Origin of the sequence: Paraburkholderia sp. USG1, from assembly GCF_031570135.1 — a bacterium.
In the GTDB taxonomy this organism is placed as follows: domain Bacteria; phylum Pseudomonadota; class Gammaproteobacteria; order Burkholderiales; family Burkholderiaceae; genus Paraburkholderia; species Paraburkholderia dioscoreae.
Genome location: NZ_JAMWXW010000018.1, coordinates 125,514 through 139,482, shown reverse-complemented (window position 1 = coordinate 139,482; position 13,969 = coordinate 125,514). Strand labels below are relative to the sequence as shown.

The window sequence follows — 13,969 nt, the reverse complement described above, 5'->3', positions numbered from 1 at the left end:
CGGCCCTTGAAGGGATGTCCTTCGCTGCACGCGGCGCGCGAGTCGGGCGGCGCGCTGAATCCGGGCGCATTCGGGTAACATGCGTCAGGTCGGTGCGCACGGGGCGTGCCGTACGCGCATGGGTGAGTCGGACCTTTCGTGTCGGGCCTTCCGTTTTCCCGCAGTTCAGTTCGCACCATCATGATTATTACTTCGCTGCTCGACACCGATCTGTACAAGTTCACGATGATGCAAGTGGTGTTGCATCACTTTCCCGCGGCGAACGTCGAGTATCGCTTCCGTTGCCGCACGCCGAACGTCGATCTCGTGCCGTATATCGGCGAGATTCGCGGCGAAGTGCGCAAGCTCTGCCAGCTTCGCTTCACCGACGACGAACTCGACTACCTGCGCCGCATGCGCTTCATCAAGGGCGATTTCATCGAGTTTCTCGCGCTGTTCCATCTGAACGAGAAATACATTTCGATTGAACCGTCGCCCAAGGGCCATGGCGAAATCGACATCGAGATCAAGGGGCCGTGGCTGCATACGATCCTGTTCGAGATTCCGATGCTCGCGATCGTCAACGAAGTCTACTTCCGCAACACCCAGCAAAAGCCGGACTATAGCGAAGGGCGCGGCCGTCTCGTCGAGAAGATCAAGCTGCTCGGCGCGCGCCCGGAATTCGCCGACTGCAAGATCGCCGACTACGGCACGCGCCGCCGCTTCTCGAAGCAATGGCACGAGGAAGTGATCCTCAAGCTCAAAGAAGGCCTCGGCGAGCAGTTCGCCGGCACCAGCAACGTCTTTTATGCAATGAAGCACGGCCTCACGCCGCTCGGCACGATGGCGCACGAATACCTGCAGGCGTGTCAGGCGCTCGGTCCGCGGTTGCGCGACTCGCAGATCTTCGGCTTCGAAATGTGGGCCAAGGAATACCGCGGCGACCTGGGTATCGCGCTGTCCGACGTGTACGGCATGGAGGCGTTCCTGCGCGACTTCGACATGTACTTCTGCAAGCTGTTCGACGGCGCGCGCCACGATTCGGGCGATCCGTTCGATTGGGGCGAACGTCTGCTCAAGCACTACGAAGCGAATCGCTGCGACCCGCGCACCAAGATCCTCGTATTTTCCGACGCGCTCGACATTCCGAAAGTGCTGCAACTCTATGAGCGCTTCCGCGGCCGCTGCAAGCTGGCATTCGGCGTGGGCACGAATCTGACCAACGACCTCGGCTATAACCCGCTGCAGATCGTCATCAAGATGGTTCGCTGCAACGGCCAGCCGGTGGCGAAGCTGTCGGACTCGCCGGGCAAGAACATGTGCGAAGACAAGGCTTACCTCGCTTACCTGCGCCAGGTGTTCGGCATTGCGCAGCCCGAGGAAGAAGCGGCGAAGTAAGGCGGCTCGCAGCCGGCTATGGCAGTTGGCTATAGCGTAAGCCGCGTGTGCGATGCGCGGCAATAGGCCATTCGGCCAGGGTGGTCGCGTGCAAGGCGGCCGGTATAATTCCCGCCATCCCGCACGGCTGTCGACACGAGGACTTCGCACATGGATACATCGATTGCCCGCCGCAACATACTGGCCCGCATCCGCGCAGCGCAGGGGCGTGAGCCGGAGCCTTCCGCCGCCGAGCGCGAAGCCGCCGCGGACTATTTGGCGCGCCATCCCGCCGGGCCGCGTCCGGAGATGCCGGCCGACCTCGTCGCGCGCTTCATCGAACAAGCACTCAAAATGGCGACTACGGTCGACTCGGTTCAGGCATTGAGCGACGTGCCGGCCGCGGCGCATCGTTACCTCACGCAACACGCGTTGCCGTTGCAGGCCATTGCCTGGCAAACACTGCAGGAGTTGCAGTGGGCCGAAGTCGGCCTCGCCGTCGAATTCCGCAAGCCGCGAGACGGCGACGTGGTCGGTCTCACCGGCTGCTTCTGCGCGACCGCCGAGACCGGCACGCTCGTATTGCTGTCGGGGCCGGAAACTTATGCATCGGCCGGTTTGCTGCCGGAAACGCACATTGCCGTCGTACCGGCTTCGCGCATCGTTTCGGGTCATGAAGAGGCGTTCGGACTGATCCGCAAAGAACGCGGCGAACTACCGCGCGCGGTCAATTTCATCTCCGGGCCTTCGCGTACCGGCGATATCGAGCAGACCATCGTGCTCGGCGCGCATGGGCCTTACCGGGTGCATGTGATCGTCGTTCAGGGCGCCTGAACGGCAAGCGCGGCTGTCCAACGCGGCGCATGTTCTCGCGCGCGGCCGCCGGCAATAACAAGGACTTCAAAAGCTATGAAAGGACGTGCCGTCTGTACGGGCATGGGGCTCGCGGCTGCATTGACGCTGGCTGGCTGGCCGCAACTGGCCTCTGCGGTCACGCTTGACGGCGCCGCCATGTCGGCGTTGTGGGGGCTACCGTTCGCGGCCATGCTACTGTCGATCGCGGTGTTTCCGCTGATCGCGCCGGTGCTCTGGCATCACCATTTCGGCAAGATCGCGGCTGCGTGGGCGCTCGTGTTCCTCGTGCCGTTCGCACTCAGCTTCGGTGCCGGCGCCGCGTTCGGCACGCTCGTGCATGCGCTGCTCGAAGAATACATTCCCTTCATTGTGCTGCTGACGGCGCTGTACACGGTGGCGGGCGGCATTTGCGTGCGCGGCAATCTGCACGGCACGCCGCGTCTGAACACCGGGATTCTCGCGCTCGGCACGTTGCTCGCAAGCATCATGGGCACGACCGGCGCGGCCATGCTGCTGATCCGCCCGTTGCTGCGCGCCAACGACAATCGCAAGCACGTGGTGCATGTGGTCGTGTTTTTCATCTTTCTGGTGGCGAACGCGGGCGGCTCGCTCTCGCCGCTGGGCGACCCGCCGCTCTTTCTCGGTTTTTTGCAGGGCGTGAGTTTCTTCTGGACCACCACGCATCTGGCGTTGCCGATGCTGTTCGTCTGCGGCGTGCTGCTGATCGGGTTTTATGCGCTTGACTCGTACTACTTTCATCGGCGTGAGGAAGAGCGCTCGCGCTTTCTCGATCCCACGCCCGACTCGCCGCTGCTCGGCATCGACGGCAAGATCAATTTCGTGCTTCTTGCCGCTGTGGTCGCGCTCGTGTTGATGAGTGGACTGTGGAAGCCGGGCATGGAGTTCGACGTATTCGGCACGCACGTGGCGCTGCAAAATGCCGTGCGCGATGGCGCGCTGATCGGCGTCACGTTGCTCTCGTTGGCGCTCACGCCGCGCTCGGCCCGCGCGGGCAACGACTTCAACTGGGCGCCGATCGAAGAGGTGGCCAAACTGTTCGCCGGCATCTTCGTGACGATCGCGCCGGTCATCACGATGCTGCGTGCGGGCGAGGCGGGCGCCTTCGCCGGCATCGTCCATCTGGTCAACGACGCGTCGGGCCGACCGCACGACCTGATGTACTTCTGGACGACCGGGCTGCTGTCTTCGTTTCTCGACAACGCGCCGACGTACCTCGTGTTCTTCAACCTGGCCGGCGGCGACGCGCAGGCGCTCATGACCACCGGCGCCACTACGCTCGCGGCGATCTCCGCGGGCGCGGTGTTCATGGGCGCGAACACGTATATCGGCAATGCGCCGAACTTCATGGTGAAAGCGATCGCCGAATCGCGCGGCGTTCGCATGCCGGGTTTTTTCGCGTATCTGGGCTGGTCCGCGGTGGTGTTGCTGCCGCTTTTCCTCGTCACCGGCTGGCTCTTTTTCTGACGTCGAGGCAATCGAACTCGACGCGCTACACGGAGAATTGCAATGCAGAAGATCCTCGTCGCCCGTCCGATCTTTCCCGATGTGATCGAACGGCTCGAACAGTATTTCGACGTCGACTGGAATCAGGGCGACGTGTTGTCGGCCGGCGAACTGGCACGCCGTCTCGCGGATAAGGACGGTGCGCTGACCGCGGGCGAGCCGATTGACGCGGCCGTGCTCGCGGCGGCGCCGCGTCTGCGGGTGGTGTCGAATATGGCGGTGGGCTACAACAACTTCGACATGACCGCCTTCAACGCGGCCAACGTGCTCGGCACCAATACGCCGGACGTGCTGAACGAATCGACGGCGGATTTCGGCTGGGCGCTGATGATGGCGGCGGCGCGCCGCATCGCCGAATCGGAGCACTGGCTGCGCGCGGGCAAGTGGCAGAAGTGGACGTACGACGGCTTTCTCGGCAGCGATCTGTATGGCTCGACGCTCGGCGTGATCGGCATGGGCCGGATCGGCCAGGCGCTGGCACGCCGTGCGAAGGGCTTCGACATGCAGGTGATTTATCACAATCGCTCGCGCGTTGCGCCGGAGATCGAGGCCGAGCTGAACGCCGAATACGCGTCGAAGCAGGATCTGTTGCGGCGTGCCGATCACGTCGTGCTCGTCCTGCCGTACACGAAGGAAAACCATCACACGATCGGCGCGGCCGAACTCGCGCTGATGAAGCCGAGCGCGACGCTCACCAACATCGCGCGCGGCGGCATTGTCGACGACGCGGCGCTCGTCGAGGCATTACGCTCGAAGCAGATCGCAGCGGCCGGTCTCGATGTGTTCGAAGGCGAGCCGGATCTGAATCGGGATCTCCTGAGCGTGCCGAATGTCGTGCTGACGCCGCACATTGCCAGTGCGACCGAAGCCACGCGCCGCGCCATGGCGAATCTTGCCGCCGACAATCTGATCGCGGGGCTGGGTGAAGGTCCGCGCGCGGGCCGGCCGCCGAATCCGGTCAATCCCGAGGTCATCGGCAAGGCGCGTTCATGACAATGATTCTGGTGGCGGCCGTCGCGGTGCTGGCGGTCGCATTGGTCATCGCGCTGGCTTTGCTGATGCGCGGTCATAGCGCCGGGAACGGCGAACAGTTCGAACTGCTCAGCGAGCGCATGGACGCCGCGACCGACGCGCAAGCGCACGCCTATGAGCGCCTCGAACGGCAACTGCGCAATGATATCGCCGAGACCGCGCGCGTGTCGCGTACTGAACAGAGCAGCGGCTTCGCGCATTTTCAGCAGACGCTGGCTGCGCAGTTCAGCAGTATGACGACGGTGCAGGGCGGCAAGATCGACGGATTCGCACAGCAGCTCGACGCCGTGCGCCACAGTCTGCAGGCGCAGGCCCAGCAGGCGCGCGACGAGCAGGGCCGCTCGCTCAAGCAGTTCGGCGATACGCTGAGCCTGCAGCTTGGCCAGCTCACGGAGGCGAACGATCGCCGTTTCGCCGAGGTGCGCGCGACCATCGAACAGCGGCTGAAGGATATCGAGACGAACAACTCGGTCAAGCTCGAGGAGATGCGCCGTACCGTCGACGAAAAGCTGCACGCCACGCTCGAACAGCGTCTGGGTGAGTCGTTCAAGCTGGTGTCCGACCGGCTCGAGCAGGTGCATCGCGGTCTGGGTGAGATGCAGACGCTGGCGGCGGGCGTCGGCGATCTGAAGAAGGTGCTCACCAATGTGAAGACACGCGGCACGTGGGGCGAAGTGCAACTGGAAGCGTTGCTCGAACAACTGCTCACCGCGGACCAGTACGCGAAGAACATTGCGACGGTGCCGAAGAGCACGGAGCGCGTCGAGTTTGCGATCAAGCTGCCGGGGCGCGCGGAGGCGGGCGCCGTGGCCACACCGGTCTGGCTGCCCATCGACGCCAAGTTTCCGCGCGAAGACTACGAACGTCTGATCGAAGCGCAGGAGCGCGCCGATCCGGTCGCGGTGGAAGAAGCGTCACGCGCGCTCGAAGCACGGATTCGCGCCGAGGCGCGCACTATCGCCGAGAAGTACGTGTCGCCGCCGCACACCACGGATTTCGCTTTGCTGTTTCTGCCGACCGAAGGTCTATACGCGGAGGTTTTGCGTCGGCCGGGTCTCACGGATCTGCTGCAACGCGACTACCGCGTGACGATTGCGGGGCCGACCACGCTGACCGCTTTGCTCAATAGCTTGCAGATGGGTTTCCGCACGCTCGCGATCGAAAAGCGGTCGAGCGAGGTGTGGCAGGTACTCGGCGCGGTGAAAACGGAGTTCGGCAAGTTCGGTGACGTGCTGGCCAAAACGAAGGCGCAACTCGAAACCGTCACGCGTTCCATCGAGGCGGCGGAAACGCGCACCCGTGTCATGAGCCGCAGATTGCGCGACGTGGAGGCATTGCCTGGCGAGGAAGCGAGCGGGTTGCTCGGCGACGCGCTGTCGGGTGTGGAACCCGAAGAGCAATGAGGGTACTGGGTTAACGCAGAGGTGATGGGGCCGGCGCGAGAGGTTGACCTGCGTTAGCCCCCGCCGCCAGTTGTTCGAGCGCATTGCCCGCCAGGCGTACCACGCGCCAGTCCGGCATGACGGTTGCGCCCATTTTTTCGTAGAAGCTGATGGCCTGCTGGTTCCAGTCCAGCACGGTCCATTCGAACCGCCCGCATTGCCGTTCCACCGCCAGTGCGGCGAGGCGCCGAAGCAATGCGGTGCCCAGACCGCCGCCGCGTTGCGCGGGTTGTACATAGACGTCTTCGAGATACAGTCCGCGCTTGCCGACGAAACTCGAGTAATTGTGAAAAAACAGCGCATAGCCGACGACGCGGCCTTCGTTCTCCGCGACCAGCGCCTCAATGGAAGGCCGCGCGCCGAACAGCGCGTCGTGCAAGCCGTCTTCGGTCGCGACAAACACGTGCGTGAGGCTTTCGAATTCCGCGAGCTCGTACGTCAGCGCGAAGATCGCGCCGGTGTCCGCCGGCGTGGCGGCGCGGATCGTTGCGGGCATTACGCTTCTTCCGGGGCGTCGGTCAGCTGGATTTCAATGCCGCCGAAGCGCGACGCAACCCAGTTGTACGCATGGCATGCGATCCACAGCAGGATGAAACCGAGAATCGCATTCAGCAGCAGCGCGCTGAACACCGTGCTCAGTTCCACCGAACCATAGCGCACGAACGCGACCAGTACGCCGAGCAGCACGATCGGTACCGAAAACGTCAGGTACACGAGGATCAGTGCTTTGGCCGTCTGTCCCGGTGCAATGAACGAGATCTGTTTTTTCATGTAAGTCAAACCCGTGTGTCGTAGTGGTAATGGGTGAAGCTATAAATGACCGCTGGTGAAAGTGTGCCGCGAGCCGGGCGTCAGATGAGACCGTCGAACAGCATGATCGAGACGTGTTCCCCTTCGCCAATCTCACTTTCATCGTGTCCGAGCACGATGAAGCAATTGGCTTCGCTCATCGAACTCAGTACGCCCGAGCTTTGCGAGCCGGTAGGCGTGACATGCCATTGTCCGTGCACGTCCTGTTCGGCGACACCGCGCTGGAACTCGGTGCGGCCGGCGCGCTTGCGGATCGCCTGCCGGCTCAGCGCGTGAATGAGCGGCAGCGGTTGCGGTGTGGCGCCCGACATCAGCAGCAGCACTTCGCGCACGATCTGATAGAAGGTCACCATCACGGCGACCGGATTGCCCGGCAAACCGAAGAATAACGCGGGAAGCCCAAGGCCCGGCCGTTCGCCGGACCAGACGCGGCCGAAGGCGAGCGGGCGGCCCGGCCGCATGGCGAGGCTCCAGAAGGCGACGTCGCCGAAAGTCTGCAGCAGCTGCCTCGTGAAATCCGCCTCGCCGACCGAGACGCCGCCGGAGGTCAGCACCACGTCGGCGCTCGCCGCGGCGCTGCGCAAGGCGGCTTCCATCGCGGCCGGCTCGTCGCGCACCACGCCGAGATCGAGCGTGTCGATATTCAGGCGCCGCAGCATGGCGAACAGCGTGTAGCGGTTGCTGTCGTACACGCAGCCCGGGCCGAGCGGCTCGCCGAGCGAGCGCAATTCGTCGCCGGTCGAAAAGAAGGCGACGCGCAAACGCCGCTTGACACTGATTTCGCCGATCCCGAGCGAGGCCAGCAAACCGAGGTCCGACGCGCGCATGATACGGCCCGCCCGCAGTGCGGCGTGGCCGCGTGCGAGATCTTCGCCGGCGAGGCGCCGGTTCGCGCCGGCCGCCACGGCGTTGGCGGCGAAGCGGATCGAACTGGAGCCGGCGGCGCGCTCGACGAGTTCCTGCGGCACGACCGTGTCGCAGTCGGCCGGCATGCAGGCGCCGGTCATGACGCGCACGCATTGCGTGGTCTCGACGCGGCCCGCGAACGGGTGTCCGGCCAGCGCCTTGCCGGCCACGGCCAACTCGACAGTGGCGCCGCCGCCGGTGAGCGCCGCGCGGTTGAACGCGTAGCCGTCCATGGCGGAGTTGTCGTGGGCGGGGACGTCGATTGGCGACACGATATCGGCCGCGAGCACGCGGTCGAGCGCGTCGCGCAGCGGCACGCGTTCAATGGCCGTGACCGGTGCGGCCCACTGGCGAACAATCGCCTGAGCGGCCGGGACGGGTAGCGCGTGAGGATCGTACTGCGCGACGCAGCGGGAGAATTCGTTAAGCGTGGTCATGAAGAGCTGGACGTCGCGGCCGGAGGCGGCAGCGGCAGTTGCCGTGCGGCCGGAGCGGGATTTCAACCGGGGCCTCAATCACGTTCGAGGTCGGCGAGTTCTTGTAGCGAATTGATATTGTAAAACGCGCGCTCGTCGGTAAAGACGACTTCCACCGTCTTGTGGCGCGCGTACCACGCGCGGACTTTGCGCTCGCCGGCTTCCAGAAAGGCCGACAGGTCGTCAGCGAGGTCTCTGCGCAACAGCGCGAAGACCGGATGCAGCGACACCTGGCCGTGCGCGTCGGTGGTGCTGACCATGGCGATGTCGGCGCCGTTCGAGTCCAGCGCGTGCGCGAGGCGCTGGGCTAGTTCGGCGGGCAGCCACGGCGAGTCGCAGGGCGCACTGAGTACGTAGCCGGTTCCGGCTGCGCGCAAGCCGGCGAGCAGGCCTGCCAGCGGGCCCGGAAATCCGGCCAGCGTATCGGCCACGACCGTGGCGCCGAACGGCGCGCCGAGTGCGGTGTAAGCCTCCAGATGACGATTGGCGCTGATCAGCAGGGTGCCGGTTTGTGGCGCGAGGCGCTTGAGCACGTGGGCGGCGAGCGGCGTGCCGTGCAGCGTTTGCAGGCCCTTGTCGGCGCCTCCCATGCGAGTGCCGCGGCCGCCAGCGAGCAACAGGCCGGTAATGTGTTCGCGTGTTGGTTTCATGCGCCGCCGCTCAGCCGCCGATGTACGACATTTCGACCCGGCGGCCGTCGCGAACGCGTGAATCGGCCGGGTTGCTGCCGCGCAGTTGCGAATAGCGGTCGCCGCGGCCCTGCCAGATTTCGGCGACGGCGGTGGCGATATCGGTATCGCTCGAACCGTTACGCACCAGCGTGCGCAGGTCGTGCCCCGCCGATGCGAACAGGCACAGGTAGAGCTTGCCTTCGGTGGACAGACGCGCTCGCGTGCAACTGCCGCAAAAGGCGCGCGTCACGCTCGAAATCACGCCGATCTCGCCCCCGCCGTCCACATAACCCCAGCGCTGAGCAGTCTCGGCGGCGCTGTGCGCTTCGAGCGGCGCGAGCGGGAAATGCTCGGCGATGCGTGTGACCACGTCGGCGGACGGCAGCACTTCAGTCATGTTCCAACCGTTCGAGGTGCCGACGTCCATGTATTCGATAAAGCGCAGCACCGCGCCCGAGCCTTTGAAATGACGCGCCATCGGCACGATTTCGCCGTCGTTGGTGCCGCGTTTGACGACCATGTTCACCTTGAGCGGCGCGAGGCCCACCGCATGCGCGGCGGCAATGCCGTCCAGCACGTCGGCAACGGCGAAGTCGGCGTCGTTCATGCGGCGAAACAGTGTGTCGTCGAGCGCGTCCAGACTGACCGTGACCCGAGTCAAGCCTGCGTCCTTCAGGCTGCGCGCCTTGCGTTCCAGCAGCGAACCGTTGGTGGTCAGCGTCAGATCGAGCGGCCGGCCTGCCGGCGTGGTCAGGTGCGCAAGCCGGTCGATCAGGAATTCCAGATTCTTGCGCAGCAGCGGTTCGCCGCCCGTCAGACGGATTTTTTCGACGCCATGCGCGACGAAGATCCGCGCCAGCCGTTCAATTTCCTCGAAGCTCAGCAAGGCGCTGTGCGGCAGGAACGTATAGTCCTTGTCGAACACTGCGCGGGGCATGCAGTAGACGCAGCGGAAATTGCAGCGATCCGTGACCGAAATGCGCAGATCGCGCAACGGGCGCGCGAGCGTGTCGTGCAGCGCGCCGCTGGGCGTCTGCACGGGGCCGGCAATCACCGGCACGGCGCTGAGATCGGCAACAGGGATGATGCGTCGGGACATGAATTGCTTCGGTTAGTGCTTTAAATCAAAGCCAGATATTCATTCTATCGGAAATGCTTCCGACGGCAGTGGCACCCCTGGCCGTGTCGGGGTATACGGGGAGCGGCATAGCGTGGCGAGTGCGGGTCGCGGCGCGCATAAAAAAGCCCGCCATGAAGGCGGGCTTTCCGAGTGACGCGGGGCAAGCTTACTGCGCGTGCTTACCCGTTTCCACTTGTTGCATCGGCGCGCTGTCGAGCGGCGGCAACGATTTACGTTCGCGCACCACGCGAGTTGGCTTGACGGTCTGCGCGGCGGCTTCCTGAGCTGCGCGCAGCTTGTCGGCGTCGGTGTTCACCCAGACGAGACCGGCTTGTTCCAGTACCGGTTTCAGGGCTTCCGCCGACACTGCGTCATGATGTGCTGCCTGCGGTGCCTGCGGTGCCTGCGGTGCCTGCGGTGCAACGGCGACAGGTGCGGGCTCAACCACTGCCGGCTCAATCACTGTTGCAGCAGCGGTCACGACCGGCTGCGATTCAACGATCCCCGCATGCGGCGCAGGCTGAACGGCCGGTGCTTCGGCCACCGTCGCCGGAGCTGCGGTTTCGACCGGAGCCGGTGCGGCTTGCGCTTCGACCGGCGAAGCAACTGCCGGCGCTTCGGCCTCGGCTTGAACCGGTGCCTCGACATGCGCGACCGGTTCAACTAGCGAAACCGTTTCGCTGGCGGCCGGCACAGCTTGCGCTGCTTCGACCGGCGCGGCAGCGGCTGGCGCCACCGGCGTTTCGGCAACCGGCTCGACGACTGCCGGAGCCGCCGGCACTTGTGCCACCGGGACAACCGCTTCCGTCTTCGCCGCCTTCTCGACGGCGAGAGCCGGCGTTTCGGTTGCAGCGTGCAGTTCGCTGACCACGGCGGTTTCAGTCGCGACGGCAGCGACCACCACTTCCACCGGCGTCACGTCCTTCGCCTCTTTGACTTCCATTTCGCGCTCGACGGACTGACGTGCTGTGAGCACCGGCGCTTCGTCGGTCACGGCGGCGTTGTCGCCTTCAGCTTCCGCGACGTCCGCTGCCAGGTTGCCGTTCACGTCTTCTTCGCGCTCGCGACGGCCGCCACGACGGCCGCGACGGCGGCGGCGACGCTCTTCACCTTCACGCGCCACGGCTTCCTGATCGACCGGCGCGCCGTTTTCGCCCAAGGCGGTCTGGTTTTGCGCCAGTTCTTCCGCCGTTTGCGCGTCGCTTTGCGTCAGTGCGTCCGCCGTTTCTGCTTGCGGCTTGCGGCGTTCGCCGCGCTCGGCACGTTCGCCTCGTTCACGGCGTTCGCCACGTTCCGGACGCTCGCCACGTTCGGCGCGCGGTGCGCCCTCGACGGTTTCCGCACGCTCGTTGCCGCGACTGTCGCGGTCACGGTTTTCCCGGCCCTCGCGACCTTCACGTGGTTCACGGGTTTCGCGCGGCTCACGGCCTTCGCGGGCCTCACGCGGCTCACGGTTGCCACGCGGCTCGCGGGCTTCACGCGGTTCGCGTTCCTCGCGACGCTGCGACGGCTGCTGGCCCTGAGCCGGACGGCCGCCGGTGGCGGTCGTGCCTTCGCCACGGCCCGCTGCGTCGCGGCCGCCTGCGCCGCCACGGCGGTTGCGGTTGCGCTCGCCGCCGCGTTCGCCGGTGCGCTCACCGCGCTCCGTGCGTTCGCTGCGTTGCGGACGCGTCTGTTTGTCCGTCGTAGCCGGCGCAACAGGCGCCGGTGCCGCCGGCTGCATGCCGAACAGATTCTTCAACCAGCCGATAAAGCCGCCGCTCGCCGGCGTGACCGCGACCGGAGCCGGGGTGGCGACCGGACGAACCGGCGCGCTCGGCGCCGGCTTTTCAGGTGTGATGCCCTTGACCGCCGCTTCCTGCTTCGGCTTCACTTCTTCGATGCGCTTGCTGTAGCCGGTTTCCGATTCGAGCTCGCGAGCCGCTTCTTCGGCCATCTTCCACGAGGCGCGGGGTTCGTCGAGGCGCGCGTCGTCGTGACGCAGGCGCTCGAGCTTGTAATGCGGCGTGTCGAGATGCTTGTTCGGAATCAGGACGACGTTGACCTTGAAGCGCGACTCGATCTTGTTGATTTCAGCGCGCTTTTCGTTCAGCAGGAAGGCGGTGACTTCGACCGGCACCTGGCAATGAATTGCCGCGGTGTTTTCCTTCATCGCTTCTTCCTGAATGATCCGCAGCACTTGCAGCGCGGACGATTCGGTATCGCGGATGTGACCCGTGCCGTTACAGCGCGGGCAAGTCACGTGGCTGCCTTCGGACAGGGCCGGACGCAGACGCTGACGCGACAGTTCCATCAGGCCGAAACGCGAGATCTTGCCCATCTGGACGCGCGCACGGTCGTGCTTCAGCGCGTCTTTCAGGCGTTGCTCGACTTCGCGCTGGCTCTTGGCCGATTCCATGTCGATGAAGTCGATCACGATCAGGCCGCCCAGATCGCGCAGGCGCAACTGGCGGGCGACTTCGTCGGCGGCTTCGAGGTTGGTGCGCGCGGCGGTTTCCTCGATGTCGGCGCCCTTGGTGGCGCGCGCCGAGTTCACGTCGATCGCGACCAGTGCTTCGGTGTGGTCGATCACGATTGCGCCGCCCGAGGGCAGCGGCACCGTGCGCGAGTACGCCGTTTCGATCTGGTGTTCGATCTGGAAGCGCGAGAAGAGCGGCACGTCGTCGTGATACCGCTTCACCTTGCTGACATTGTCCGGCATCACGATATCCATGAAGGCGCGCGCCTGGTCATGAATTTCGGTGGTGTCGATCAGAATTTCGCCGATATCCGGCTGGAAATAGTCGCGAATCGCGCGGATCACGAGGCTCGATTCGAGATAAATCAGCATCGGCTGGCCGCTCGAACCGCTTTGCGACGCGGCTTCAATGGCGCGCCACAGTTGCATCAGATAGTTCAGATCCCACTGCAGCTCTTCGGCGCTGCGGCCAATGCCGGCCGTGCGCGCGATGATGCTCATGCCTTCCGGCAATTGCAGCTGGGCCATGGTTTCGCGCAATTCCTGGCGGTCGTCGCCTTCGATCCGGCGCGATACGCCGCCGCCGCGCGGGTTGTTCGGCATCAGAACCAGATACCGGCCGGCGAGCGAGATGAAGGTGGTGAGGGCTGCGCCCTTGTTGCCGCGTTCTTCCTTTTCGACCTGAACGATCAGTTCCTGGCCTTCGCGGAGGGCGTCCTGGATGCGCGCCGAGCGCATGTCGACGCCGTCGCGGAAATATTGGCGGGCGACTTCCTTGAACGGCAGAAAGCCGTGGCGGTCTTCGCCGTAGTTGACGAAACAGGCTTCGAGCGACGGCTCGATGCGGGTAATGATGCCCTTGTAAATATTGCCTTTGCGCTGTTCGCGCCCGGCGGTTTCGATGTCGATATCGATGAGTTTTTGCCCATCGACGATGGCGACGCGCAGTTCTTCCTGCTGCGTCGCGTTGAACAACATTCGTTTCATTGAACGGCTCCAGAGCGGCTTAGCCTGTCCCTTCGCTGCGCGGTTGTCAGTCGCGAGAGCGAAGCGGGCAGCGGCATGCCGCGCCTTATTGTGTTTTCACAAGCACGCTGGAGCGGGAAAACTGGCGGGAGAATTGCCTGAGAGGGCCCGGCCCATTGAAAAATGGGTGCGGTGCCGCAGGGCACATGCGAACACGGCTTCAAATAACGACCCGACACGCCGCGGGTTCTGCCGGCAGACCTTCATGAGCCTTCGTCCACTCGCGCCGGTGCGCCAACTGGGCGCGTGACCGGAGGGTCGAAGGCTGCGGCCGTGCCGCAGCGGGAAGTTCG

11 protein-coding genes are annotated in these 13,969 nt (G+C 64.8%); 5 read left to right on the top strand and 6 right to left on the bottom strand.

Going from position 1 to position 13,969, the window contains the following annotated elements:
• Window positions 1–180: 180 nt before the first annotated feature.
• The 5 genes from pncB to NE850_RS23630 all read left to right on the top strand — a co-directional run bounded on the left by pncB (window position 181) and on the right by NE850_RS23630 (window position 6,170).
• The gene (gene pncB / locus NE850_RS23650) at window positions 181–1,377 is read left to right on the top strand and encodes a nicotinate phosphoribosyltransferase (RefSeq protein WP_310699461.1); all 1,197 of its coding nucleotides are present in this window, start codon (window positions 181–183) and stop codon (window positions 1,375–1,377) included.
• Window positions 1,378–1,527: 150 nt separating this feature from the next.
• The gene (locus NE850_RS23645; RefSeq protein WP_007180952.1) at window positions 1,528–2,190 is read left to right on the top strand and encodes a lactate utilization protein C; all 663 of its coding nucleotides are present in this window, start codon (window positions 1,528–1,530) and stop codon (window positions 2,188–2,190) included.
• Between the two features lie 75 nt (window positions 2,191–2,265).
• Window positions 2,266–3,696, top strand: a complete 1,431-nt coding sequence (locus NE850_RS23640) for a sodium:proton antiporter (protein WP_405044897.1) — start codon at window positions 2,266–2,268, stop codon at window positions 3,694–3,696.
• A 42-nt stretch (window positions 3,697–3,738) separates the two neighbouring features.
• Window positions 3,739–4,728 carry a D-glycerate dehydrogenase gene (locus tag NE850_RS23635; protein WP_165186745.1) on the top strand — a complete coding sequence of 330 codons (990 nt, stop codon included), beginning with the start codon at window positions 3,739–3,741 and terminating at the stop codon, window positions 4,726–4,728.
• Window positions 4,725–6,170 (top strand): DNA recombination protein RmuC, encoded by a 1,446-nt coding sequence (locus tag NE850_RS23630; protein ID WP_007180955.1) that lies wholly within the window; start codon window positions 4,725–4,727, stop codon window positions 6,168–6,170. Before NE850_RS23635 ends, NE850_RS23630 begins: the two co-directional genes overlap by 4 nt.
• A 10-nt stretch (window positions 6,171–6,180) precedes the next feature.
• Here NE850_RS23630 and NE850_RS23625 read toward each other — a convergent pair whose 3' ends face one another.
• The 6 genes from NE850_RS23625 to NE850_RS23600 form a co-directional block, all read right to left on the bottom strand.
• Window positions 6,181–6,705 (bottom strand): GNAT family N-acetyltransferase, encoded by a 525-nt coding sequence (locus NE850_RS23625; protein WP_007180956.1) that lies wholly within the window; start codon window positions 6,703–6,705, stop codon window positions 6,181–6,183.
• Window positions 6,705–6,980, bottom strand: coding sequence for a hypothetical protein (locus NE850_RS23620; RefSeq protein ID WP_006053283.1), 276 nt, complete (start codon window positions 6,978–6,980; stop codon window positions 6,705–6,707). The genes NE850_RS23625 and NE850_RS23620 overlap by 1 nt, the downstream gene beginning before the upstream one ends.
• 80 nt (window positions 6,981–7,060) lie before the next feature.
• On the bottom strand, window positions 7,061–8,362 hold the full coding sequence (gene glp, locus NE850_RS23615; protein WP_035518525.1) for a gephyrin-like molybdotransferase Glp: 1,302 nt from the start codon (window positions 8,360–8,362) through the stop codon (window positions 7,061–7,063).
• A gap of 74 nt (window positions 8,363–8,436) precedes the next feature.
• Entirely contained in the window at window positions 8,437–9,051 is a 615-nt protein-coding gene (mobA, locus tag NE850_RS23610) for a molybdenum cofactor guanylyltransferase MobA (RefSeq protein WP_310699460.1), read from the bottom strand.
• Window positions 9,052–9,061: 10 nt separating this feature from the next.
• The gene (gene moaA, locus NE850_RS23605) at window positions 9,062–10,171 is read right to left on the bottom strand and encodes a GTP 3',8-cyclase MoaA (protein ID WP_165186744.1); all 1,110 of its coding nucleotides are present in this window, start codon (window positions 10,169–10,171) and stop codon (window positions 9,062–9,064) included.
• A 187-nt stretch (window positions 10,172–10,358) separates the two neighbouring features.
• Complete coding sequence (locus NE850_RS23600) at window positions 10,359–13,637, bottom strand: Rne/Rng family ribonuclease (RefSeq protein ID WP_165186743.1); 3,279 nt, start codon at window positions 13,635–13,637, stop codon at window positions 10,359–10,361.
• Window positions 13,638–13,969: the final 332 nt, after the last annotated feature.

Coding starts and splice junctions, on each gene's coding strand:
- moaA (WP_165186744.1), bottom strand. CDS start 10,171: ATGTCCCGACGCATCATCCCTGTTGCCGATCTCAGCGCCGTGCCGGTG.
- NE850_RS23625 (WP_007180956.1), bottom strand. CDS start 6,705: ATGCCCGCAACGATCCGCGCCGCCACGCCGGCGGACACCGGCGCGATC.
- NE850_RS23600 (WP_165186743.1), bottom strand. CDS start 13,637: ATGAAACGAATGTTGTTCAACGCGACGCAGCAGGAAGAACTGCGCGTC.
- pncB (WP_310699461.1), top strand. CDS start 181: ATGATTATTACTTCGCTGCTCGACACCGATCTGTACAAGTTCACGATG.
- NE850_RS23630 (WP_007180955.1), top strand. CDS start 4,725: ATGACAATGATTCTGGTGGCGGCCGTCGCGGTGCTGGCGGTCGCATTG.
- NE850_RS23645 (WP_007180952.1), top strand. CDS start 1,528: ATGGATACATCGATTGCCCGCCGCAACATACTGGCCCGCATCCGCGCA.
- NE850_RS23640 (WP_405044897.1), top strand. CDS start 2,266: ATGAAAGGACGTGCCGTCTGTACGGGCATGGGGCTCGCGGCTGCATTG.
- mobA (WP_310699460.1), bottom strand. CDS start 9,051: ATGAAACCAACACGCGAACACATTACCGGCCTGTTGCTCGCTGGCGGC.
- NE850_RS23635 (WP_165186745.1), top strand. CDS start 3,739: ATGCAGAAGATCCTCGTCGCCCGTCCGATCTTTCCCGATGTGATCGAA.
- NE850_RS23620 (WP_006053283.1), bottom strand. CDS start 6,980: ATGAAAAAACAGATCTCGTTCATTGCACCGGGACAGACGGCCAAAGCA.
- glp (WP_035518525.1), bottom strand. CDS start 8,362: ATGACCACGCTTAACGAATTCTCCCGCTGCGTCGCGCAGTACGATCCT.